This window comes from Haemophilus parainfluenzae (assembly GCF_003252755.1).
Lineage (GTDB): Bacteria > Pseudomonadota > Gammaproteobacteria > Enterobacterales > Pasteurellaceae > Haemophilus_D > Haemophilus_D parainfluenzae_N.
In genome coordinates, this window is the sequence record NZ_QEPT01000006.1 from 1 (window position 1) to 23,217 (window position 23,217).

At 39.5% G+C, this 23,217-nt stretch carries 21 protein-coding genes, 3 tRNA genes and 1 rRNA gene; 13 read left to right on the forward strand and 12 right to left on the reverse strand.

The annotated features are described in order from the left end of the window. The 5 genes from DPV95_RS07780 to wecA form a co-directional block, all read right to left on the reverse strand. Nucleotides 1–107, reverse strand: a 16S ribosomal RNA gene (locus DPV95_RS07780); the annotation flags it as partial. 172 nt (nt 108–279) lie between these two features. Continuing rightward, nucleotides 280–356 (reverse strand) — tRNA-Pro (locus tag DPV95_RS07785). Nucleotides 357–380: 24 nt separating this feature from the next. After that, nucleotides 381–456: transfer RNA gene (locus DPV95_RS07790), tRNA-His, on the reverse strand. 30 nt (nt 457–486) lie between these two features. Then, nucleotides 487–563, reverse strand: a tRNA-Arg gene (locus DPV95_RS07795). A gap of 182 nt (nt 564–745) precedes the next feature. After that, nucleotides 746–1,810, reverse strand: coding sequence for a UDP-N-acetylglucosamine--undecaprenyl-phosphate N-acetylglucosaminephosphotransferase (gene wecA / locus DPV95_RS07800; RefSeq protein ID WP_049380007.1), 1,065 nt, complete (start codon nt 1,808–1,810; stop codon nt 746–748). Nucleotides 1,811–1,929: 119 nt separating this feature from the next. Between wecA and hemL the strand changes: the two genes are divergently transcribed. After that, on the forward strand, nt 1,930–3,213 hold the full coding sequence (gene hemL, locus DPV95_RS07805) for a glutamate-1-semialdehyde 2,1-aminomutase (protein WP_111304645.1): 1,284 nt from the start codon (nt 1,930–1,932) through the stop codon (nt 3,211–3,213). Between the two features lie 45 nt (nt 3,214–3,258). Here the strand turns inward: hemL and glnD are convergent, their stop codons facing one another. Both glnD and map read right to left on the reverse strand, forming a co-directional pair. After that, nucleotides 3,259–5,844, reverse strand: coding sequence for a bifunctional uridylyltransferase/uridylyl-removing protein GlnD (gene glnD, locus DPV95_RS07810; RefSeq protein WP_111406903.1), 2,586 nt, complete (start codon nt 5,842–5,844; stop codon nt 3,259–3,261). Between the two features lie 61 nt (nt 5,845–5,905). Continuing rightward, a complete protein-coding gene (map, locus tag DPV95_RS07815) occupies nt 5,906–6,709 on the reverse strand; it encodes a type I methionyl aminopeptidase (RefSeq protein ID WP_005696218.1) in 804 nt (267 codons plus the stop codon). A gap of 125 nt (nt 6,710–6,834) precedes the next feature. Between map and erpA the strand changes: the two genes are divergently transcribed. From erpA to DPV95_RS07875, 12 genes are all read left to right on the forward strand, one after another. Next, complete coding sequence (gene erpA, locus DPV95_RS07820; protein WP_005696219.1) at nt 6,835–7,182, forward strand: iron-sulfur cluster insertion protein ErpA; 348 nt, start codon at nt 6,835–6,837, stop codon at nt 7,180–7,182. 1 nt (nt 7,183) lies between these two features. After that, a complete protein-coding gene (locus DPV95_RS07825; RefSeq protein ID WP_111406904.1) occupies nt 7,184–7,537 on the forward strand; it encodes a YacL family protein in 354 nt (117 codons plus the stop codon). Between the two features lie 24 nt (nt 7,538–7,561). Then, nucleotides 7,562–9,961, forward strand: a complete 2,400-nt coding sequence (mrcB, locus tag DPV95_RS07830; RefSeq protein WP_111406905.1) for a penicillin-binding protein 1B — start codon at nt 7,562–7,564, stop codon at nt 9,959–9,961. A gap of 219 nt (nt 9,962–10,180) precedes the next feature. Further along, entirely contained in the window at nt 10,181–12,085 is a 1,905-nt protein-coding gene (locus DPV95_RS07835; RefSeq protein ID WP_111406906.1) for an FTR1 family iron permease, read from the forward strand. A 28-nt stretch (nt 12,086–12,113) separates the two neighbouring features. After that, nucleotides 12,114–12,635, forward strand: a complete 522-nt coding sequence (locus DPV95_RS07840) for an iron transporter (RefSeq protein ID WP_005696223.1) — start codon at nt 12,114–12,116, stop codon at nt 12,633–12,635. Nucleotides 12,636–12,750: 115 nt separating this feature from the next. After that, on the forward strand, nt 12,751–14,145 hold the full coding sequence (locus DPV95_RS07845) for a Fe-S-containing protein (protein WP_111406907.1): 1,395 nt from the start codon (nt 12,751–12,753) through the stop codon (nt 14,143–14,145). After that, nucleotides 14,145–15,485 carry an ABC transporter permease gene (locus DPV95_RS07850; protein WP_049367988.1) on the forward strand — a complete coding sequence of 447 codons (1,341 nt, stop codon included), beginning with the start codon at nt 14,145–14,147 and terminating at the stop codon, nt 15,483–15,485. Before DPV95_RS07845 ends, DPV95_RS07850 begins: the two co-directional genes overlap by 1 nt. Continuing rightward, entirely contained in the window at nt 15,472–16,605 is a 1,134-nt protein-coding gene (locus DPV95_RS07855) for an ABC transporter permease (RefSeq protein WP_049367987.1), read from the forward strand. The genes DPV95_RS07850 and DPV95_RS07855 overlap by 14 nt, the downstream gene beginning before the upstream one ends. A 1-nt stretch (nt 16,606) precedes the next feature. Beyond that, entirely contained in the window at nt 16,607–17,278 is a 672-nt protein-coding gene (locus tag DPV95_RS07860) for an ABC transporter ATP-binding protein (RefSeq protein ID WP_111406908.1), read from the forward strand. Beyond that, complete coding sequence (locus DPV95_RS07865) at nt 17,268–17,747, forward strand: TlpA family protein disulfide reductase (RefSeq protein WP_111406909.1); 480 nt, start codon at nt 17,268–17,270, stop codon at nt 17,745–17,747. The genes DPV95_RS07860 and DPV95_RS07865 overlap by 11 nt, the downstream gene beginning before the upstream one ends. Nucleotides 17,748–17,752: 5 nt before the next feature. Next, complete coding sequence (locus tag DPV95_RS07870; protein WP_049367984.1) at nt 17,753–18,076, forward strand: c-type cytochrome; 324 nt, start codon at nt 17,753–17,755, stop codon at nt 18,074–18,076. A gap of 100 nt (nt 18,077–18,176) precedes the next feature. Then, the gene (locus DPV95_RS07875; protein WP_049367983.1) at nt 18,177–18,791 is read left to right on the forward strand and encodes a PM1805 family lipoprotein; all 615 of its coding nucleotides are present in this window, start codon (nt 18,177–18,179) and stop codon (nt 18,789–18,791) included. Between the two features lie 55 nt (nt 18,792–18,846). Here the strand turns inward: DPV95_RS07875 and DPV95_RS07880 are convergent, their stop codons facing one another. The 5 genes from DPV95_RS07880 to DPV95_RS07900 all read right to left on the reverse strand — a co-directional run bounded on the left by DPV95_RS07880 (nt 18,847) and on the right by DPV95_RS07900 (nt 23,140). Further along, a complete protein-coding gene (locus DPV95_RS07880) occupies nt 18,847–19,668 on the reverse strand; it encodes an ATP-grasp domain-containing protein (RefSeq protein WP_049367982.1) in 822 nt (273 codons plus the stop codon). Between the two features lie 70 nt (nt 19,669–19,738). Continuing rightward, complete coding sequence (locus tag DPV95_RS07885; protein ID WP_032822418.1) at nt 19,739–20,173, reverse strand: pseudoazurin; 435 nt, start codon at nt 20,171–20,173, stop codon at nt 19,739–19,741. Nucleotides 20,174–20,186: 13 nt separating this feature from the next. Continuing rightward, nucleotides 20,187–20,960: an ABC transporter ATP-binding protein gene (locus tag DPV95_RS07890; RefSeq protein ID WP_005696236.1), complete on the reverse strand. Its 774-nt coding sequence runs from the start codon at nt 20,958–20,960 to the stop codon at nt 20,187–20,189. Beyond that, on the reverse strand, nt 20,960–22,009 hold the full coding sequence (locus tag DPV95_RS07895) for a FecCD family ABC transporter permease (RefSeq protein ID WP_065286123.1): 1,050 nt from the start codon (nt 22,007–22,009) through the stop codon (nt 20,960–20,962). Before DPV95_RS07895 ends, DPV95_RS07890 begins: the two co-directional genes overlap by 1 nt. A gap of 15 nt (nt 22,010–22,024) precedes the next feature. Continuing rightward, nucleotides 22,025–23,140 (reverse strand): ABC transporter substrate-binding protein, encoded by a 1,116-nt coding sequence (locus DPV95_RS07900; protein ID WP_111406910.1) that lies wholly within the window; start codon nt 23,138–23,140, stop codon nt 22,025–22,027. Nucleotides 23,141–23,217: the final 77 nt, after the last annotated feature.

A 23,217-nucleotide genomic window follows, 5' to 3' on the forward strand; every position in this document is an offset into this window, starting at 1 on the left:
CGCCACTCGTCATCAAAGAAGCAAGCTTCTTTATGTTACCGTTCGACTTGCATGTGTTAAGCCTGCCGCCAGCGTTCAATCTGAGCCATGATCAAACTCTTCAATTCAAGTTCAATCGCTCAATACTGCTGACATAAAATGTCACTACTTAAAAAAGTATTATGAATTTCTAGTTAGCACCTATTAAGACTTCAAAATTAAAAAATATTTTTAAAACAAGTCAATCAACAAGTGCCCACACAGATTGTCTGATATATTGTTAAAGAGCAAAAAAGAAATTGGTCGGCGAGATAGGATTTGAACCTACGACCCACTGGTCCCAAACCAGTTGCGCTACCAAGCTGCGCTACTCGCCGTCAGATTTCTCAATTAAGAGAAGATGGGGTGGCTAATGGGATTCGAACCCACGACAACTGGAATCACAATCCAGGGCTCTACCAACTGAGCTATAGCCACCATTGATTAGTTGTTTACCGCACTGACTTCTGGCGCGCTCGACAAGATTCGAACTTGCGACCTTTGGCTCCGGAGGCCAACGCTCTATCCAACTGAGCTACGAACGCGTTACTGCGTCGTTGCAGGGGCGTATATTAATGATTTCCCAATACCTTGTCTAGCACTTTTTTGAAAAAAAATATCAAAAGATAAATTTTTGTTCAATTTGTATAGAATTTATTATGTATTCGTCTATTTTTAGTGCTAAAACATAAAAAAGGATAGCAAATTGCTATCCTCTTTATTTAATTTATTGCTTATTACGACGTGCGCGACGTTTCATTCTTCGTACCCATCGGGTGATTTTCCATGCTTTTGTAATTGAATAAGCATAAAGGAAGAATAATATAATAAATGCAATAAACATTGCCCATTCATTAATATAGAAGACTTCGCCTAAGATCCCGATTGTCGCACAAATGGCGGCAAAGAAAGTAATTAATAAAAAGGCTTGGCGAGAAGTTAATCCAGCACGAACCATTAAGTGGTGTACGTGTAAGCGATCCGGACGGAATGGACTTTTTCCTTTGCGTAAACGGCGATAAATAATGGCTACCATGTCAATTAAAGGAACAGCAATAATCCAAAGTGCGGTCACTGGATTCATCGGATGTCCTTTTCCTTGCGTACTTAAAAGCAAAATCCAAATAATGGTAAAGCCAATTAAAGTACTCCCCGCGTCTCCCATAAATACTTTATATTTAGGTCCTAATGGAATGCCTAAGTTTAATAATAGATAAGGCAAAATTGCGATAATTAAGCCAAAACTCCAATATGCCATATCCATTTGTCCATCACGGAACATCAAGATACCAATGGCAGCAAATGAAACAATAGACAACCCACCTAACAATCCATCAATACCATCAATCATATTAAAGGCATTAATAATCGCGATTGTGGCAAATACGGTAATAATCAATCCGATAGAACCAAGTGTTAATTGGAATGGACCTAGAATTTGGCCTAAATGATCTAAATAAACATTACCCAAATCGATCATTAAAATCGCAAGCACCGCTTGAATCCCTGCACGCAAGAAGGGACTAATATCAAAGCGGTCATCTAAGATACCAATTGCCAGTAGAACAAAAATACTGAATATATAAAGGTAAGGTAAACGAAGTTGATCCCACTCCATTAAATAATAGCAAAGGTTTCCCATGAAAAGAGAAACTCCGCCAATAAGTGGAATTGCACCTTGGTGACGTTTACGATAATTCGGCTTATCCACCAAGCCAATTTTATTGGCAATTGGTCGCATGACAATTAAGGTTAAAAATGCCCCTAAAAAAGTGACGAGAAGACTTAGCATAGTTTCATCCTAAAATTTTTTTGCAAAGGATAACACAAAGAAAAATCAGCACACAAAGATTTTTCTCAAATTCAGTTTTTTAGTACAATATGGCCACTTTTAATATAAGGATTAAAATCATGACAAAATCAACCGCACTTTTCTCTCGTGCACAAGAAGTTATTCCTGGTGGCGTAAACTCCCCTGTTCGAGCCTTTAAAGGCGTAGGTGGCACCCCTGTATTTATTCAAAAAGCCAAAGGCGCCTACATTTATGATACTGAAGGCAAACAATATATCGATTATGTGGGTTCTTGGGGGCCAATGATTTTAGGTCACAACCACACTGCTATTTTAGATGCTGTATTAAAAGCAGCGGAGAATGGTTTAAGCTTTGGCGCGCCAACTCCCTCTGAAATTGATTTAGCGGAATTAGTCTGTGAAATTGTGCCATCTATTGAAATGGTTCGTATGGTGAGTTCAGGTACTGAAGCAACCATGACAGCCATTCGTCTTGCGCGTGGTTATACAAATAGAAGCAAAATTTTAAAATTTGAAGGTTGTTACCACGGTCATTCTGATTCACTTTTAGTAAAAGCAGGATCTGGTGCGTTAACACTTGGTCAACCAAGCTCACCAGGTGTACCTGAAGATTTTGCGAAACACACTTTAACTGCAGAATATAACAATCTTGATTCAGTTAAAAAACTATTTGAAGAATTCCCTAACGATATCGCTTGTGTGATTATTGAACCAGTTGCAGGTAATATGAACTGTGTTCCACCAAAAGAAGGATTCTTACAAGGCATTCGTGAAATTTGTAATCAATATGGTGCACTTTTCATTATTGATGAAGTCATGACAGGTTTCCGTGTTTCACTTGCAGGCGCACAAGCTTATTATGGTGTAACACCGGATCTCACCACATTAGGTAAAGTCATTGGCGGCGGTATGCCTGTGGGTGCTGTTGGTGGTAAAAAAGTGATTATGCAACACCTTGCACCGACCGGCCCAGTTTATCAAGCGGGTACCCTTTCAGGCAACCCGATTGCAATGGCGGCGGGTTTAGCATGTCTAACTGAATTGAAAAAAGCAGGTAACGAACAACACCTTGCAGAATTAACCACAAAACTTTGTAACGGCTTAAAAGCATTAGCTCAAAAACACAATGTACCATTTGTGATTAATCATGTTGGTGGAATGTTTGGTATTTTCTTCACTGACCAAAAACAAGTTACCTCTTATGCAGAAGTCATGAAATGTGATACCGAAAAATTCAAAGTGTTCTTCCACAAAATGCTCGATCAAGGCGTTTACCTTGCGCCTTCTGCTTTTGAAGCTGGCTTTATGTCTTTAGCTCATACAAATGAAGACATTGAAAAAACGCTTGCTGCCGCTGATATTGCATTTGCAGCAGTTGCTTAAAATATAAAAGTGCGGTTACATTTAACCGCACTTTTTTATTTCATACTATAAACGCCCATAGAGCACGTTTTCTAATAATCCCCTTTCCTCTTCGGTTAATGCAATTCCTTTTTCATTTGTCAGAATGAAGAAGTCTTCGGCTTTTTCTCCTACTGTTGTGATTTTTGCATTACAAATATTGAGTTTTAATTCAGTAAAAATTTGACTGATTTGAGCCAATAAACCGGGTTTATCTAAAGCCACCACTTCTAATTCGGTATGTTCTTTTTTAGTTTCTTTCAAAAAACGTACATCTGTTTTTACGGTGAAATGTTGCAACTGTCGATTATTTGCAAAAGACATGGATGGCAATTTTTCGCCTAATAAAACAGAGGTTAATACCGTCTCTAATTCTCGGCGACGTTCTGAACGAACCAATTCACCATTTAATTCTGTGATGATAAAGCTGTCGAATACGTAGCCATCATCGGATGTTAAAATTTGCGCATCATGAATACTGAATTTTTTCGCGCCAATGGTTGAGACCACTTTATTAAATAAGTTGGCTTGGTCTGGGCAATAAACGAAGATCTCAGTCCCACCACTAGAAAAACGATTACTGATTTTAACGAGAACTTCACCATCAAATTCAGCCAATAACTCTGTATGCCACGCAATTTGTTTTGGGCTATTTCGTAAAAAATAATCATCTGGACAACGTTGCCAGAGTGCTAAAATTTTTTCTTCCGATAATTCTGGTTGCTCTTCGGATAAAATTGCCAGCGCCAATTGGCGATTTTCAAGGATCTTTTCGTTATTATCTAATAATAAATTCATCCCTTGTCGGAATTGTTGCGACGTATAATCATAGAGTGAGGCAAATAAAGAACGTTTCCAGCTATTCCACAAGGTACCATTTGTTGCACAAATATCCGCGACCGTCAAACAAGTGAGATAATCTAAACGCACATGATTTTGCACATTTTCTGCAAAGTTCATCACGACTTCCGGATCATGAATATCTCGACGCTGTGCAGTAATTGACATGAGCAAATGCTCTCTCACTAGCCAAGCCATCGTTTCAATTTCTCGACGATCAAAACCATGCAAACGGGCAAATTCAGCAACATCTTCAGCCCCTACCTCTGCATGATCCCCTCCTCGACCTTTCGCAATATCATGGAAAAGTGCGGTAACATAAAGCAAAGTGCGGTCAGAAATTTGGCTAAATATTTGATGGCAAATAGGATGGAATTCGGCTTCATCTTCAGCTAAGAAACTTTCCAATTTCAACATCACTCGTAAGGTGTGCTCATCCACAGTGTAAATATGGAAGAGATCAAATTGCATCAAACCTTCAATTCCCTGCCATTGTGGCAAATAAGCTGTTAACACACCATATTGGTGCATTGGGAGAAATGCTCGCTGAATGGCTTTCGGTTGATTAAATAACCGAATAAATTTCTCTCTTGCTTCAGGAATATCACATAATTTCTGCGTCAAGCTTTCCAATGCAATCTGAAGTTGGCGTAATGTTGAGGAATGAATTTCGGCTTGTTCATGCTGCGTAAGATAGAAAAAAAGATCCAAAATACGATCTGGCAAACGTAAAAACACGTCTTCCTTACGTAAACACAAACTTTGATTCACTATTTCAAAATCGTCATCCAAATGGTGAACTGATCCCTCTCCGTTTGAAGATAAAAAATGCTCTTTATAATGCTTAATTAGAATATCGCTTAAACGTGAAATCGTGCGTAAAGCTTGGAAAAAACGTTTCATCATTTTTTCGACACCACGGTTTCCTTCACCTTCAAAACCAAGCATCTCGCTCACTTTGATTTGACGATCAAACAACAAGCGGTTGTCATAACGTTTTAAAATCAAGTGTAAAGCGAACCGCACTTTAAATAAAAATTCTTGGCTTTCTAATAATTGTTGGTGTTCTGATAGATAAATAAAGCCACTTTTCAAAATGCCATCAAGGGTCATTTCCCCAGTGTGTCGTAATGCGATCCAATATAAAAGATGAAGATCTCGCAAGCCGCCAGGGCTGTATTTTAAATCGGGCTCTAAATTGTAACTGGTGTTGTGATAACGCTGATAACGTTCAATTTGCTCTTGTACTTTAGCGTCAAAGAATGGTTTTATCGCCCAAAAATCTGGCTTTTTCAGTATTTCCTCTAAAGCATTAAAAAGGGATAAATCACCCGATAAATAACGAGATTCAAGCAAATTAGTGGCAATAGTAATCTCCTGTTTGCCTTCCTTTTCACATTCTTCTAAAGAACGAACACTATGTCCTACGTCAAATCCACAATCCCACAAGAACTGCACAAATTGAGCAATTTTTTCTTCCGTTTCAGACTCTCTTTCTTCTTTTGAAAGAATAAGAACATCGAGGTCAGATAAAGGAAAGATTTCTTGTCTGCCATAACCGCCTACTGCAATTAAGGTGAGATTAGCTTTATCTAATCCAAATTGCTGCCAAAGCTGTTTTAACAAATCATCACAAAACTGTGTTCGGTTAGCAATCAGCTCAAAAACAGAATAATCATCGAAATGCTGACGTTCAAATTCCTTTAAATTTTCACGCTGAATTTTGACCGCACTTAGCGTGAGTGGAGAGTCGAAATGATAAGGAAAAAGCATAGGTATTCCACAAACAAAACAATTATAAAAAAAGCCCACTATCGTAGGCTTTTAGCTGAACTTAAAGATTATTCATCATACGTTGAATTCGACCTTCCGCAATTTCTTCATCGCGGATAGTCATCACTTCACAACCGGTTTCTGTCACGACAATTTGGTGTTCATATTGTGCAGAATGGCTACGGTCTTTGGTTTTTACCGTCCAACCATCACCCATAATGCGCACTTCTTTTTTACCCGCATTAATCATTGGTTCAATGGTGAAGACCATCCCCGGTTTTAAAATCACGCCACCATCATCCGCATAATAGTGTAATACTTGTGGTTCACAGTGGAATTCAGTTCCCACGCCGTGGCCACAGTACTCACGCACTACGCTAAACCCTTGGCTTTCAGTATATTTTTGTACCGCTTTACCAATTTCATTTAAACGAATACCCGGCTTAACCGTGCGTAATCCCACATAAAGCGCTTCTTGTGCCGCTTCAACTAATTTTTGGCTACGAATATTGGTTTCACCCACGACATACATCTTCGAATTATCACCGAAATAACCGTCTTTTATTACAGTCACATCAATATTGACAATATCACCACGTTTTAATTTTTTATCGTCGCTTGGAATACCATGGCAAACCACTTCATTTATAGAAATACAGGTTGCTTTAGGAAAACCATGATAATTTAAGCACGCAGGAATCACTTTTTGTACATTCACCATGTAATCATGACAAATGCGATCCAATTCACCAGTGGTCACCCCTTCTTTGACATAAGGTTCGATCATGACCAAAACATCGGACGCTAATTTACACGCTTCACGTAACTTAACAATTTCTTCTTCAGTTCTTAATGGAATGCCCATTATTTCTCCTTATTTAATTCTGATTTATTCGCATATAATAGCACTAATTCCGTGAAAAATCTTGAATGAATTAACAGGTTATTAGATAATACAAGGATTATTTTTAGGAAAGTGGGGATAGAGATATGTCAGATTTAGATATGGCCGTACCGCTAACTTTTACTGATGCGGCAGCCAATAAAGTAAAAAGTTTAATTAGCGAAGAAGAAAACAACGAACTAAAATTACGCGTTTATATTACTGGTGGCGGTTGCAGCGGTTTCCAATACGGTTTCACCTTTGACGATAAAGTCAATGAAGGTGACCTAACCATTGAAAAAGCAGGTGTGCAATTAGTGATTGACCCAATGAGTTTACAATACTTAATTGGCGGCACCGTGGATTACACTGAAGGCTTGGAAGGTTCGCGTTTTGTGGTGAACAATCCAAATGCAACCAGTACCTGTGGTTGCGGTTCGTCATTCAGCATCTAACATGGATTTTCAATTTACCCATTATCTCGGCAATGTACATGCTAAATGTTCGATGGAACACATTGCACTAGCTAATTGGTTTAATTCAGAAGTGCGGTCAAATCCTCAAGCGTTTTTGACCGCACTTTCTGCCTGTGAGCAGATTAAAAATAATGATGAAGTCACACTGATTGGTTCTGAATACACGCTTTTTATTAATGCCGATGAAGTGATGATTCGAGCCAATAACCTTGCAATTGAAACAGATGAAATTTTAGAAGACGACTTCCATTATTATGATGAAGAAAGTATCGCCTTCTGCGGAACAACAGACTTCATTCACTTTCTTAATGCATATTTTGAATTTATTGCTTAACCTCATTCTCTGAAGCGAACTATTATGTCGGAAACGGAAAACACCTCATCAGAACAACAAGAAACGCAAGTGCCGAATAAGCGCCGTTCTTGTAAAATCTTTTTAGCCAAAACAGCCTTTACTTTAGGGACGCTTGCCGTATTTTATGGTGGCTATTTAGATTGGCAAATTCGCTCCAAAATGGATGGCCAGATTTGGCGTTTACCGGCTGAAGTGTATAGTCGCTTAGAAAGCGTAAAACTGTCTGATAACCTTTCTTTTGACGAAGTGATTCAAATCTTATTGGATAACGAATACCGTCAAACGACTATGATTGCAGCACCGGGCGATTTTAAACTCGAAGAGGATACTATCGTGTTACTTCGTCGTGCATTCCCTTATCCTGATAAGCCTGAACCACAACGGGTATTACGTTTACGTTTTACCGATAACAAACTTTCTCGTATTGAAGACTTAGTCAACGTAAAAGCGGTTGATGAATTCCGTCTTGCGCCTAAATTAATTGCCATGTTGGAATCGGATAATGAAGATCGTTTAGCGATTCCATTACAGCACTACCCTCGATTACTCATTGATGCCTTATTACTGACAGAGGATCGCCGTTTTTATGAGCATAACGGGATTAATCCTGTGGGTATTGTGCGAGCAATGATTGCCAATATTAAAGCCGGTCAAACAGTTCAAGGCGGCAGTACACTCACTCAGCAATTAGTTAAAAACTTGTTCTTATCCAGTGAACGTTCTATTACCCGTAAAGCCAATGAAGCGTTGATGTCATTAGTATTAGATTGGCGATATGATAAAAACCGTATTTTAGAAACCTATCTGAACGAGATTTACCTTGGTCAAAATGGTGATATCCAAATTCACGGTTTTGCATTGGCGAGCCAATTCTATTTTGGTCGTTCTATCCGTGAAATTAGCCTAGATCAGATTGCCCTTTTAGTTGGCATGGTGAAAGGGCCATCCCTTTATAATCCATGGCGAAATCCACAATATTCACTCGATCGTCGAAATGTGGTGTTAAAACTGATGCTTGATCACCAAATGATTGGGGATGAGCTTTATGAGCTGTTGAGTAAACGTCCATTAGGCGTGCAAGCTAAAGGTCAAATTTCACGTAAATATCCTGCTTTCATTCAAACCTTACAAGCGGATCTTCGCCGTCAATTAGGGGAAAATAAAACCTCTGCACTACTTGGTGCACGTATTTTCTCCACCATGGATTTAAAACAACAGGAACAAGCTGAAAATGCTGTGGTGAATACGGTTAATCAATTACAACTACAAACCAAAAACCCACACCTTGAAGGTGCCATGATTGTGGCAGATTATCATCTGGGTGAAATACGTGCTGTCGTAGGTGGATTACAAACAGAATATGCGGGCTTTAACCGTGCGTTAATGTCAAAACGTCAAATTGGCTCATTAGTAAAACCATCTATTTATTTGACCGCACTGATGAATCCGGAACAATTCCGCTTAAATACACCAATTCAGAATCAGCCGATCACGATTCATATTAAAGGCAGCCAACCTTGGCAACCTCGTAACTACGATCGTAAATATAGCGGTTCGGTTATGTTGATGGATGCCCTTGCCCGCTCATTGAATATTCCAACGGTAAATATTGGGATGAAAGTTGGCTTAAGCAAGGTCATTGATACGCAAAAAGCCATGGGATGGGACAATGTGACGATTCCCAAAGTGCCGGCAACCTTGCTTGGTTCTTACAGTATTTCACCTTATGATGTAACAAAACTCTACCAAACCATTGCCAATCAAGGTGGTAAAATCGAGTTAAGCACCATTCAAAGCATTACCGATCGCCAAGGCAATATTATTTACGAACACAATACCGTGCCGGATCAAGTAGTGCCGAGAGAAGCGGCTTATCAAACCTTATATGCGATGCAACAAACAGTCGAACGTGGTACTGCGCGTAGCTTGCAAAATGATTATGCCGATCTTCGTCTTGCAGGTAAAACAGGCACCACCAATGATGCCCGTGATACGTGGTTTGTAGGTATAGATGGTAAAAATGTCAGCACCATTTGGCTAGGTCGTGATGATAACGGTGAAACCAAATTGACGGGTGCCTCTGGTGCATTACAAATCTATAAAGATTATTTAAACCGTGTTGTCATTGAAAAACTGAAACTCGGTCAACCTTCTACCATTAAATGGGTTGGCATCAATGCTTACGGCAGTTGGAGTTGTGGTAGCAGTCGAACGATTCCTGTGTGGATAAATAAAGATCAAAACTTCTGCGCTTCTGCACCAACGACGAGTACTGCAACTGCTACAGCGGCGCAGACTACACAATCGCCACAACCTGAGCAACCTGAATCCGCAAAACAAGAAAGTGTATGGGATGTGTTAGATAATAAAGCGCCTGTTGAAGAAGCGGCACCCGCTCAATAAATTCGCTTATTTTTGACCGCACTTTTATATCTCCATAAAGCGCCTAACAAAGGCGCTTTATTCTTTTAAGCATACAATCACCCTCTAGACATTTCCGACTCTTGTAAATTTTTTGATCTCCATCACAAAAATTAAAATTATTTATTGTCATTTCACTGATATCAAAAGATAATTATAAATAGGAATTAATTTCATTTTAGGTAATGAGGTAAATAGACGATGCTACTCCGTTCTATTCGATTTTTCTTTTTAATTTTTTCACTCGCCTTCTCTTCTTCACTCTTTGCGCAAGACAACTACCAACAGTGGGTTAATGATATTACGTCCCGCTTAGACAAAACGGCTCAACTTGTCCAGCAAGGTAATACCGATGATGCGCGTACTGAAGTGCAAATGGCTTATTTTGAAGTGTTTGAAAATCTAGAAGGTCCAATTCGTATCAATTTTTCGGCACAAAAAAGTTACCAAATGGAAGCGACTTTTGGCGAGATCCGTAAAATGATCGGTGAAGGCAGTTCACAAAAAGAGATTCAAGCTAAAATCGATCAGCTCAAAAAAGAATTACAAGAAGTGTTGCCATCATTGATTGAAGGTCATCAGCTCAATGCCGATGGTCAACATGGTGTTTATGATAATCAAGAGATCGCCCCTTATTGGCAACAAAGTTTTAAAACCATTGATGACTTAATCGCTCAAGGGATCGATGCTTATCAAAATGGTGATCTTGCTAATGCCAAAAAATTGTTCCAACAAGCACAATATGATGGCTATAAAAACTCAGAAATGGAAATGTCCATTCGCCAAAATCGCTCTGCAGAAATCTCAGCCGCAATTAACCAACAGTTTTACAACATCATTCGTTTAAGTGAACAAGCCGATCAAATTACGGAGCTTGGCTACCAAAGCACGCAATTATTACAAGATATTGAAGAAAACTTGCCTAACCTGCCAACGACACGTGAAGAACAAAATGTTCAATCTAATGCAGCACAGCAAGCAACAGATAATCAACAAGAACAAGATTGGAATAAGATTAAACAAGAGATCAACCAACGTATTCAACAGGCTATTGCGCTCTATCAACAAGGTGAAAGCAAAAAAGCGATTCTTTCCGTACAAGACACCTATTTCGACGTGTTTGAAAGTACAGGAATGGAAAACAAAGTGGGTTCCCGTGATAGTAACTTTAAAGCAGAACTTGAAGGCTACTTTACTCGTCTAGTCAGTTTAATGAAAGCTGGACAAGGTGATAAGTTACAAGCTCAAGCTGATGGTTTAAACCAGAATTTAACTAAAGCGGTTGAAATGTTACAGGGCGAAGAGCAAAGTGATTGGTCGATGTTCTTATATAGCCTTTTAATCATTCTTCGTGAAGGTTTAGAAGCGTTATTGATTGTTGCAGCTATCGTGACTTACTTAATTAAAAATAACCACCAAGATAAATTGCCGGTTATTCGTCAGTCTGTTTATGTGGCGTTAATTGCCAGTGTGGTTACCGCATTTATTTTCCAACTTATCTTTGAAAATTCAGGTCAAAACCGTGAATTGCTCGAAGGCTTTACGATGATTTTTGCCGTCGTCATGCTATTTATGATGAGTTACTGGTTATTATCCAAAGTCGAAGCACAAAACTGGAAACGTTATTTAGAAGGTAAACTCTCAACTGCCCTCACCACAGGATCGCTTATTGGCTTATGGCTTACCAGCTTCTTAGCCGTATATCGTGAAGGGGCGGAAACGGTATTGTTCTATTATGCCCTTGTAGGTGATGCGAAAAGCGCGGTCAGTTTCATCTACCTTTTCGCAGGTATCATTGTCGGCGCAATTATTCTCACCATTTGCTACTTCGTGATGCGTTATACCGTGGTGAAATTACCGCTTAAACCATTCTTTATGTTTACAGGCTCATTTATGTACTTAATGGCCTTTGTATTCGCCGGTAAATCTGTTTTAGAACTCATTGAAGGCAAACTTTTCGAGCCTACGCTGATTAGCGGTGTGCCTGAAATTTCGTGGTTAGGTATTTATCCTTATATGGAAACCTTAATTCCACAAGCAATCTTACTCGTCGCAGCCGTATTTGCTCTGTTTATTATGAAATATCAAAGCAAAAAAGCCGCGTAATACCCAACAATCCTTTAGGAGAAAAACAATGAAAAAAGCACTTTTAGCAACAGCATTATTTGCGGGTATTTTCACCGCGTCTACTGCAAACGCATTCCAAGAGTACCCAATCGGTGAAGCGGTAACCATGAATGAAATGGAAATTGCAGCGGTTTATCTCAAACCAATCGATATGGAACCACGTGGCATGGGTTTACCTGCTGCGAAATCAGATATCCACTTAGAAGCGGATATCCACGCAGTAAAAGGTAACAAAAATGGCTTTGGTGATGGTGAATGGATGCCTTACTTAACCATCAACTACACTTTAGTGAATACCGATACCGGTGAAAAACAAGAAGGTACGTTCATGCCAATGGTGGCAGGTGATGGTCCTCACTACGGCGCTAACGTGAAAATGATGGGTGTGGGTAACTATAAATTAACTTACCACATCGACCCACCATCAAAAGCGGGTATGCACCGTCATACCGACTCTGAAACGGGTGTAGGTCGTTGGTGGAAACCATTTGATGTTAGCTATGAATTCAAATTCACTGGCATCAAATAATCTCAGGTAAACATCGATTTTACCGACTTGCCTTCCCTTGTATTTCAGGGGAAGGCAATAGCATTTAATTTAACCTTAAAATATCGTCTGTTTTATTCCATAAAATGATCAAACTATGAATTATTTTTTTACTTTTTTCCTTCAAGCACTTTTACCCTTTTCATTATTGCTCGGTGTTTATCACAGCAAACAATCCACTGTGAGTGCAAAAAAAATAATTTGGCTTAGCTTATTTGGCTTTATTGCAGGTATCGTACTGCGCCTTAGTTTACCTACGGGACAAATAACCAATTTAATCGTCAATACAGTGATATTGGCGCTATTGATTATCTTTGCCTTATGTTTAATTTTCGGCAACGGTCGCTTACCTGCCTTTTGGCAAACGGTATTAATGCTCATCGCGGGAAGCTTCTGGGCAAAAGATCCTAACATTACCGCACTTGTCTCCACTGATGTCATCAACACAGACTCTATCCTGCACATAAGTGCGGTCATTTTTGCCTTTATTTTTTGTTTATGCTTACAAGGTTGGATTGATTTACTTTTAAAACAAGCGGAAAAAACACAACAAAAATCGACCGCACTTTTAAAAGGTGTGATGAGCCTTCTCTTAGTTTGCTTGCTTGTGCCACTTATCGGTGAACTCTTATTAATTTTAATGAAGCTTCAAGTGCTTGAACTCACCAAACTACGTTTAAGCTTCGTTGCGAAATCGGGCGAAATCACTCGCTGGTTAAATTATATTTGTGCAGCTTTACTCTTTGTTGTACTTGCCATCTTCTACGGCAAAATTCATTTATCACGCAAGCAACAAGTTAATGTGACACAAGAACCCATTGAAAAACGCCAAAAATTGGCCGCATTGCGTACTTCCTCTCGCTTACTTGGGTGGGGATATTTGGCCGTAGCAATTATTTTTGCCACGCAGCTTTATTGGGAGCAGATTGCTTCTCGTCCACCACAACTTTCAGAAGCTATTCCTCTGACCTTAGATGAAAAGCAACAAGTCCATATTCCAATTGAACAAGTAAAAGACGGTAAATTACACCGTTTTGTCTGGATCGCTGATGACGGTAAAGCCGTACGTTTCTTTGTCATTAATCGTCAACCAGATAAATTAAGTCTAGCCGCGGTATTTGATGCCTGCTTGCTTTGTGGTGACCAAGGTTATGTGATGGAAGGTAACCAAGTCGTTTGTGTAGGCTGCGGTGTACATATGTTTATTCCATCTATTGGTAAACCGGGTGGCTGTAATCCTGTACCAATTGAAGATTGGCAACAAACTGAGACTGAAATTCTCATTAATCGAACCAGCTTAGAAGAAGGGTTAAATTTATTTAGCACGATTGTTGAAATCGATGTAAAAGATCCGATTAGTGGCGCCCAAATGAAAAACACTAAAACGGAGCACAAATATAATTACGAAGGTAAAACTTACTTCTTTGAAAGTGAGAAAAATCTTGATTTATTCCGTGATAACCCTGAAAAGTATTTAGGTAAGGGGGAATAATGCTAGCAAGAATGTTATTTCAATCTTGGCGTTTTAGCATTAAACGTAAACTGTTGGCCGTTATTACTATTTTCTTAGCGGCGGGCTTAGTCTCTGCACTCTTGGCTGTATCCATTGATATTGGCGATAAAATGGCAAAAGAGCTCAAATCTTACGGAGCCAATATTTTAGTTGAGCCTGCAAGTAATGCCGCCCTGCCTGATGAACTTAGTCATAACGCAGATTTGAGTAGTCAAGATTTTCTTGATGAAAAAGAACTGCCGAATATTAAAGATATTTTCTGGCGAAATAATATCGTGGGTTTTGCACCGTTATTAAGTGCAGATGTAAAAGCGGAAACGCTTTCCGCAAATACTCATGAAAAATTAACCGCACTTGGACAAATTAATGTGCTGGGTACGTTTTTTGATCATAACATCCCTGTACCGGATGAAGATGATTACCATACAGGACAAAAAATTATTAGTCCGTATTGGCATGTGCAAGGTGAATGGGTCAACGACCTTGAAACATCTGAGGGAGAATTTACCCCTGCATTGATTGGTGAGCAATTGGCTCAACGAACTGGCTTAAAACAAGGTGATAAAATCCAGCTTCGCTATCAAAATAATGAGCTAGATAATCAAAGTGCGGTCGAAATTACCGGTATTTTATCCACGGGTGGTGCTGAAGATAATCAATTAGTCATGCCACTCAATGCTGTACAAAAATTACTGGGTTTAGAAGGGAAAATTCAATCAGTTAAAGTCTCTGCGCTTACCGTGCCAGAAAATGATCTTTCTCGTAAAGCCCGTGCCAATACCGATGCATTGGATGCTGAAGAATACGATCGTTGGTATTGTACGGCTTATGTCTCGTCTATTTCACACCAATTAGAAGAAGCCATTTCTGGTGCTATTGTTCGCCCAATTTGGCAGGTTGCAGCGTCAGAAGGGGTCGTCATTGGTAAAATCCAGTTATTGCTTGCTGTCGTTACTCTCGCTGCTTTAATCGCGGCAGCCATGGGGATTGCCTCATTAATGAGTACAGGGATCATTGAGCGTTCAAAAGAAATTGGTTTAATGAAAGCGTTAGGTGCCTATCAATGGCAAATCGCCTTATTATTTTATTGTGAAGCCATTATCAGTGCCTTAATTGGTGGCACTCTTGGTTGTATTGCAGGATGGGGCTTAGCAAGATTTATTGGTTCAGCGCTATTTGGCGTACCACTGAGTTTCGCTTGGATTGTAATCCCTTGCGTATTGATGCTGTCTATTTTAATTGCTGTGGTGGGCACTTGGTTCCCAGCCCATCGTATTGCCAAACTTTACCCTGTGGAGGTGCTGTATGGCCGCCAATAAAAGTATGTTTTGGCGTTTAATCTTCCAAGCATTACGCCTACGTTTACAACGGGTATTTATTATCTTCTCTGCGTTGACTGTCGGTGCGTCTATTGTGACCGCAATGGCAGCAGTATATTTTGATATTAATACCAAAATGAGCCAAGAGCTCCGTACTTTTGGGGCAAACTTTTACATTGGTGCGGCCAATGGTGGTTTGATGAAAGAGCGCCAATTAAAGCAAATTCTTCATCATGCACCGGATAATTTCATCACAGCAGCCAGCCCTTATTTATATGGCGTAGCGCGAAGTGATTTAGAAAAAATCGTTATTATGGGCGTGTGGTTTGAAGATATGCATGTTCTCGCGCCTTATTGGCAAATTACCGGGTCAGCTATTAATGTCAATTTTGACGATCGTAATGCCATGATTGGCAAAACTTTAGCTGAACGCCTTAATTTAGGCGTTGGAAGTAAATTAAAGCTTTCTAAAAATTCTGTTGAAAAACATGAATTCACAATTAAAGCGATAGTTGAGGCAGGCGATGCCACAGACAATATGTTAATCGTTAGCTTAGAATTTGCACAAAGTTGGTTAGATAAAGAAGGATTGGCAAACAATGCCTTGCTCAATGTGAAAAATGAACAAGGTAACGTCGCACAATTTGCGCAGGATATTATGCAACGCCAACCCGATCTAACCGCCCGCCCAATTCGAAAAGTCTCAGCGTCTGAAGGGCAAATTTTAGATAAAATTAAAGGATTGATGGGCTTAATCTCATTGGTCATTTTGATTCTCGCCACCCTTTGTGTGAATACCACGTTGATAGCGATTGTTGGTGAGCGAGCAAAAGAATTTGCGCTGCAAAAAGCCTTGGGGGCGAAACAGAGTGACATCATTAAGCAAATTAGTACCGAGATTCTGATCATTGCGCTTTGTGCAATTGTAGCAGGGCTGATTCTCGGCTACATTTTGGCACAATTACTTGGATTAACCGTATTCAAATCTTATATTGATATGCGTCTACCGGTTATTCCAATTACTATCGTCTTATCGTTATTGGTTGCCTTTATTGCGGTGATTGTACCAACCAAACGCGCTTTAAATATTCAAACCGCAAATGTGTTAAAAGGGGAATAAAATGAGTGAATTTGTAATTGAAACGCAACATTTATATAAACGATTCGGGCAAGTCACCGCTTTAGAAGATATTAATATTAAAATTCGCCAAGGTGAATTTATTGCGATAATGGGTGCATCAGGTTCCGGTAAAACCACGCTGATGAATATTCTGACCGGCTTAGATACGGCTAGTGAAGGTAAAGTCATTCTAGATGGTGTCGATGCGGCACAATTGGATGAAATCGGTCGTCAGCGTTTTCGTGCAGAAAAAATTGGTTTAGTCTTCCAACAATTCCATTTGATCCCTTATTTGACCGCACTTGAAAATGTGATGCTCGCACAGCACTATCACAGTGTGATTGATGAAGCAGCGGCTAAAGCAGTACTCGAACAAGTAGGATTGGGTCATCGTATAGATCACCGTCCAAGCCAACTTTCTGGGGGGGAACAACAACGGGTATGTATTGCTCGCGCGTTGGTGAACCAACCACCAGTCATTTTTGCCGATGAACCTACGGGTAATCTCGACGAAAAAAATGAAGCGCTTGTACTGGATTTACTACAAGAATTAAATCGCCAAGGGAGAACCATTGTGATGGTGACACACAATCCAGAATTGGGCGAATTAACCGATCGTGTTATTTATCTCCATCACGGAAAATTTGTAAAAGAGGAAATTCATGAAAAATAAATTCGTCAAACTACTTGCCATAAGTGCGGTCATTTTTGGCAGCGTTTCTTGTAAAGATGAAGTCGCTGCAATTGGTCAAAAAGCACCAGACATCGCTGCCTATGATTTACAAGGTAAAGAAGTGAAACTTGATGATTGGAAAGGCACTCGCTTACTGACATTCTGGTCTGAAACCTGTGGACGATGTGTCGCAGAATTAAAAGAATTCGAAAAGTTGGCTGAAGCTAATCCAAATAAGGTTCAACTTATCGCTATTAATGTGGATGGGGATAAAATGGATACCAAAGCGGTGGTCACCAAACGTCAGCTTACGTTGCCGGTTATCAAAGACCAATTAAAAATTACAGCGGAACGCTATCAGCTTATCGGCACGCCAACAAGCTTTGTGATCTCACCTGAAGGCAATATTCAGGCTAAATATGAAGGGGCAATTCCTGCTACAGATTTAGATAAATTATTTAAAGGCTAGCCAAAATGCAAAAACGAATTTACTTACTCTCTACACTTTTACCCGTTTTAGGCTTTTTATTTGCAACACCTGCGCTTTCTGCCGAAGCTGATTTAGTTAAAGCAGAAAAGATATATAAGCGCTCTTGTGCAACTTGTCATGGGAAACAAGGCGAAAAACCAGCAATGGGTGAGTCAAAAATTATTAATCAGCTCACACCAGAAGAAATATCAACCGCACTTTCAGAACGAAAAGCAGGAAAGATTATCGGTGCAGGAAGTCCCGCAAAACAACGTTTAAGTGAACAAGAGATACATAATTTAAGTGAATATATTCAAACACTAAAATAGTTTTGAAATTTTTTTAAACTAATTTTAAAATACAAGGTCTTAAAAAGGGCTTAGTTTTTACAAACTAAGATATTTTTATTATATCAATAAAGGATTTTTTATGAACAAATTCACTAAAATTAGCGCTACGGCATTATTTGCATTATTCTTAACTGCTTGTGATAAACCAGCAGATAAACCGGCTCCAGCAAAACCTGAAACCACTCAGCCTGCACCGGAAGCTAAACAAGAAGCTGCTGAAGCTGCAAAACCAGCTGAAGCTACACCAGCGCAAGAACAAGCTGACTACAACAAATTACTTGAATGGAACGCAAGCCAAGCGCAAGCTCAAATGGCTGCTCAACAAAAACTTCAATCTGATTTAACTGCTGCTGTTCAAGCAAAAGATGATAAAAAAATTGAAGAAGCAATCAAAACCTTCAACAAAACTGTTGAAGATACAATTGCAAGCTTAGATAAATTAGATATTACAGCACCTTCAGTGAAAAGCATTAAAGATCAAAATAAAGAAGTGCTTTCATTATCAAGCGAATTATTAGTTGATCAATTAAACTTAGCAACTAAAGCGCCAACTGAAGAACAAACTAAAGCTTACCAAGCTAAAGTTGAAAAACTACAAGCTGCAGTAGCTAAATTACAAAAAGACGGTGCTGATTTAGCACAAAAATTTGCACCTGCAGCACCAGCTGCTCCAGCCGCTCCAGCTGCAAAATAATTAATCGTTAAGATGAAAAAAACCTTACTGTAAAAAGTAAGGTTTTTTTATGCGCTTATTTTAGTATTCTGCTTTTCAACACATCCACAAATCGCTCTGTCACCCCATCCCAACGATCTAAATATAACGCAGGCTCAATCAACTCTAATTCATTCAATAAAAATATATTGTTAATAATCGTTCCATCTACTCGCGCATAGACAGGCATCTCTGGCAATTTATGTAAAACATAGCGTGCTGTTTCAATAATATGACGATCAACCTCAACAGGGACAATTTCAACTTTATATTGTGAATTCGCTCGCCATTCATTTTGAGGTGGCTGTCGGCGAATAGCATGGCTAAATACGCCATTGAAAAAAATCAAACTGGTTTCACCATTTGTGGCTACTTCAGGAATAAACGGCTGTAACACAACTTGCTCACCATACGCAAAAAGATCGGGGAATGCTTCACCTTGTTTGAGTTTTGTCACCAAATTACCACTTTGCCCTACAGCGGGTTTAATAACAAATTCAGGCCAATCTTGGCGTTCAAGTGCGGTCAAAATTTCAGATGTTTTTGCTGAACAAATAAGGGTTGGAATAACATTGATGCCCCAATTCTGCAAATCACATAGATAGCCTTTATGGCTATTCCATAACATTAATTCCGCAGGATTGATGAACGCATTCTTATGCTGTTTCATCCATTGAATAAATTCATTGTAGAAATTCGCATAATCCCATGCTGCTAAAGGCAGAATAAAATGACTCTGTAATGTTTCTTGCCAAGGCAAAAATTGAGTAGGAATACCTTGATTAGAAAGTTGTGTTTGAACAGGAATAAGATTTTGAGGGACCGAAGGATACGTTTTACAAGTGGTAATCGTAAGCATAGTAAATAATAACGGATTTAAACATAAAGAAGATGCGCCAATTATTTAACTGGCGCATCGATTTCAATGATTATTTTACTTGAGCAAAATATTTTTCAAGACGACCTTTGTTCGTCATGGATTTCTTCTCAAGATCTTTCACCACTTTCTCTGCTTGTTCTTTGTTTGGTAGATTATCACCCACCTGAATCACACCATTCATATTCATTGAGCGGTGCACTGGGCAAGTATAAACATAAACACCTTCTTTATCTAAAGTGATAGTGAGTTCTTGATCTTCTTCAGATTGGAATTTTTGTGCGCCTTCAGGAATTGCTTTGCTGTGCACAAAGTGACTTTTATTTTCTGCACGGAATGTCACGGTATCACCTGGTTGTACTTTTAAATAACCCGGTTCAAAAACCATTGAGCCTTCACTGTTAGAATTCAGCATTTTGATGTCATGATGAGCGGCTTGAGCAGCAAAACTTAAACCTAATAATACTGCAAGTGCGATTTTCTTCATTTTCATTTCCTTCTTAAGAATGTGCTGATTTACGTTGTGGACGAACCACCGGCAAACCTGCGCTACATTGTAATAATTCAACGTTTACACGATATAAACGATTAATGGTTTCTACTTGTAAAACATGATGAGCATCGCCCACGCCTTGCACTTTACCTTCACCAAGTAAAATCAACTCATCTGAAAATTGAGCGGCAAGACTTAAATCATGTAATACCATTATAGTAATCAGATTTTTCTGTTTCGTATAGGTGTAAACTTCTTCTAATAGATTAAGCTGATGATGCATATCTAACGCACTCACCGGCTCGTCCAACATTAAAATCTGTGGCTCACGTAATAAAACCTGAGCAAACATCACCATTTGGCGTTGTCCACCACTGAGATTCAGAATATCACGATGCGCTAAATGACCAATGCCTAATTGTGCCATAATACTTGCCGCTTCAGTAAGAAGCTCATCGCTTACTCGCATCGTTAGACTATCCATTCGTCCCAAAAGGACCACTTCAAGTGCGGTCAAGCTTGCATCTACTCGGCTATCTTGAGGCATATAGCCAATTGGTTTACGCCAATCTGCTAACTTCGTCCGTTCTAGCTGTTTGCCTTGATAGGTAATCATTCCTTCATGTGGTAATTCACCAAAAATGGTTTTCAGCATGGAGGATTTTCCCGTGCCATTTGGCCCAAGCACCGTGTAAACTTTACCTTCTTCAAAACGGACATTAATGTGATCAGCAACGGTGAGATCACCTCGTTTTACCGTAAGATTCTTTAATTCTAACATTATTGTCCCCTCTTGTTATTTAAAATAATCCAAAAGAAGAAAGGCACCCCAATAAACGAGGTAACAATCCCCACTGGGAACAATGCTCCAGGGATAATAACTTTGGACAATACCGAAGAAAGGGATAAGAATGCTGCACCAACTAACATTGCGCCCGGTAAGAAGAAACGTTGATCTTCACCAAGTAACATTCGAGCAACATGTGGAGCAACTAAGCCGATAAAGCCAATCACGCCCACGAAACTGATTGCTGTCGCCGTCATCATGGCGACAAGAACTAAAACCTTAATGCGTAATACTTGCAAATTGATGCCAAGACTCGCCGCACGATCTTCGCCTAAACGAAGTGCGGTCAATTTCCAAAGCTCTTTTGAAAGTAATGCGACACAAATTGTGGTTACGACAATAATGATGATTAAACTTTGCCATGTCGCTTTATTTAAGCTACCAAATAGCCAAAACAGAATTTGTTGCGAGACTTCAGGAGCCGAAATAAATTGCACCAATGAAAGTAAGGATTGGAAAATAAAGAGTAATGCAATCCCTACCAACACGAGCATTTCAGAATTAAAACGACGTTTAGACGCGAACAAGAAAAGAATTCCAGAGGCGAGCATAGTCATGACAAACGCGCCTATTGGTACGGCAACTTGTACGGGCAAACCAAAGCTCCCGAAAGCAATCACAATAGAAGCACCAAAACCAGCCGCAGCAGCCAATCCTAAAGTATAAGGACTCGCCATCGGGTTATTTAATAAGGTTTGGATCTCGGCCCCACCAACAGCCAATGTTGCCCCCACTACAAGCGCCATCAATGCCATGGGTAAACGTAAATTATGCACAATATTGTTTGTCATTTTATCGACTTCACCGATACTGAATAACGCATTCACGACTTCCGACACGGATAGCATCGCGGGGCCTGTCATCACATCAAGGATAAGACTGACCACGCCAATCACAAGAAAAGATAAAATAACAAACCAGCGTTTGCGTTCAAGCTTACGCTGGTTAGCCACAATATCTGCTACAACAGAATTGTTTTTCATTGATTAACGTTTCCCTTATTTAGTTTCAGGGAAAAGATAAATCGTACCTTCCGGCGTAACCGGTAAGTAGTTTTTATAGAAGTTTAAGTAAGTTTGTTGCGGATCTAAATCTTTGAAAAGATCAGGATACGCCGCTTTAGCCACAAACTGAACGGAAGCGCTATCAGATAAAGTACGAGAGTTCGCATGATATGCTGCATAAACACGGTTATTTTTCACTGCCGGTAATTCAGCCCAGCCAGCACGTTGTTTGAATCCATTTAAGCGACGTTCCGCTTCTGCTTTTTCAATACCAAAGCCCATTACCATGCCTTCTTGATTTTTCTTCAATTCAGTTTCACGGCCGGTAATAATAATCGCATCCGGTTTCGCGGCTAATACTTTTTCAGCAGCTAATGTACCCCATTTACCGATTTCTGCTGGCGCCACATTTTCTGCGCCTACAAGGCTAATCATAGAGCCCCACATGCTTGAGAAGAATGTCATCCCTTGTTCAGCTGGGCCACCACGACCGAACTCTACATACACTTTTGGTTGTTTTGCTACTTTCGCATTTTTAACCGTCGTTTGAATATGTTCTACGATGTCTTTGTATTCTTTCGCCATTTTCGCAGCACGATCTTTCTGCCCCGTCAATTGACCAATAATTTCCGTTGATTTGATGTGTTTATCTAAGGTTTGAGCATTGTAATCTAATACAACAATTGGAATACCCGCTTCATTGATAGCATCTAAATCAGATCCTAGCATTTCGTACTGCCAATCAGCTAAGACTAAAAGATCTGGTTTTAATGAAAGCACTTTTTCCACAGAGAACGTGCCTTCTTCTACTTCACCTACATCATCTAATTGATTCAATTTTGGCACCGCTTTGCTGAATAACTCCCAGCTTACAGGTGCCCAAGAAGACCATACTTTCTTAGAAAAACCGACAACGTTATCTAACGCTTTGTCACCACCAACTGCCATATAATCTTGATAGTAGAAACCAAGCACCACACGTTTTGCTGGTAAATCAACGGTGACTTCACGATCAAGTATATCTTTTACTTTCACGGGATCAGCATTGGCAAAACCTGCAGTTAAACCAAGAATAGTGGCAATCGCTAAAGTTGAAAAACGTCTTTTCATAAGAAAAATCTCCTGAGTAAAATCAAATAATTTAAATGATAATAATTATTAATACGAATAATAGCGAAAACGATTGC

Excerpts from the sequence above, each read along its gene's own strand:
- DPV95_RS07895 (WP_065286123.1), bottom strand. The coding sequence starts at position 22,009 with ATGAAAAACAATTCTGTTGTAGCAGATATTGTGGCTAACCAGCGTAAG.
- DPV95_RS07850 (WP_049367988.1), top strand. The coding sequence starts at position 14,145 with ATGCTAGCAAGAATGTTATTTCAATCTTGGCGTTTTAGCATTAAACGT.
- wecA (WP_049380007.1), bottom strand. The coding sequence starts at position 1,810 with ATGCTAAGTCTTCTCGTCACTTTTTTAGGGGCATTTTTAACCTTAATT.
- erpA (WP_005696219.1), top strand. The coding sequence starts at position 6,835 with ATGTCAGATTTAGATATGGCCGTACCGCTAACTTTTACTGATGCGGCA.
- DPV95_RS07880 (WP_049367982.1), bottom strand. The coding sequence starts at position 19,668 with ATGCTTACGATTACCACTTGTAAAACGTATCCTTCGGTCCCTCAAAAT.
- map (WP_005696218.1), bottom strand. The coding sequence starts at position 6,709 with ATGGGCATTCCATTAAGAACTGAAGAAGAAATTGTTAAGTTACGTGAA.
- DPV95_RS07900 (WP_111406910.1), bottom strand. The coding sequence starts at position 23,140 with ATGAAAAGACGTTTTTCAACTTTAGCGATTGCCACTATTCTTGGTTTA.
- DPV95_RS07890 (WP_005696236.1), bottom strand. The coding sequence starts at position 20,960 with ATGTTAGAATTAAAGAATCTTACGGTAAAACGAGGTGATCTCACCGTT.
- DPV95_RS07840 (WP_005696223.1), top strand. The coding sequence starts at position 12,114 with ATGAAAAAAGCACTTTTAGCAACAGCATTATTTGCGGGTATTTTCACC.
- DPV95_RS07835 (WP_111406906.1), top strand. The coding sequence starts at position 10,181 with ATGCTACTCCGTTCTATTCGATTTTTCTTTTTAATTTTTTCACTCGCC.
- DPV95_RS07865 (WP_111406909.1), top strand. The coding sequence starts at position 17,268 with ATGAAAAATAAATTCGTCAAACTACTTGCCATAAGTGCGGTCATTTTT.
- DPV95_RS07885 (WP_032822418.1), bottom strand. The coding sequence starts at position 20,173 with ATGAAGAAAATCGCACTTGCAGTATTATTAGGTTTAAGTTTTGCTGCT.
- mrcB (WP_111406905.1), top strand. The coding sequence starts at position 7,562 with ATGTCGGAAACGGAAAACACCTCATCAGAACAACAAGAAACGCAAGTG.
- DPV95_RS07855 (WP_049367987.1), top strand. The coding sequence starts at position 15,472 with ATGGCCGCCAATAAAAGTATGTTTTGGCGTTTAATCTTCCAAGCATTA.
- DPV95_RS07870 (WP_049367984.1), top strand. The coding sequence starts at position 17,753 with ATGCAAAAACGAATTTACTTACTCTCTACACTTTTACCCGTTTTAGGC.
- hemL (WP_111304645.1), top strand. The coding sequence starts at position 1,930 with ATGACAAAATCAACCGCACTTTTCTCTCGTGCACAAGAAGTTATTCCT.
- DPV95_RS07845 (WP_111406907.1), top strand. The coding sequence starts at position 12,751 with ATGAATTATTTTTTTACTTTTTTCCTTCAAGCACTTTTACCCTTTTCA.
- DPV95_RS07825 (WP_111406904.1), top strand. The coding sequence starts at position 7,184 with ATGGATTTTCAATTTACCCATTATCTCGGCAATGTACATGCTAAATGT.
- glnD (WP_111406903.1), bottom strand. The coding sequence starts at position 5,844 with ATGCTTTTTCCTTATCATTTCGACTCTCCACTCACGCTAAGTGCGGTC.
- DPV95_RS07875 (WP_049367983.1), top strand. The coding sequence starts at position 18,177 with ATGAACAAATTCACTAAAATTAGCGCTACGGCATTATTTGCATTATTC.
- DPV95_RS07860 (WP_111406908.1), top strand. The coding sequence starts at position 16,607 with ATGAGTGAATTTGTAATTGAAACGCAACATTTATATAAACGATTCGGG.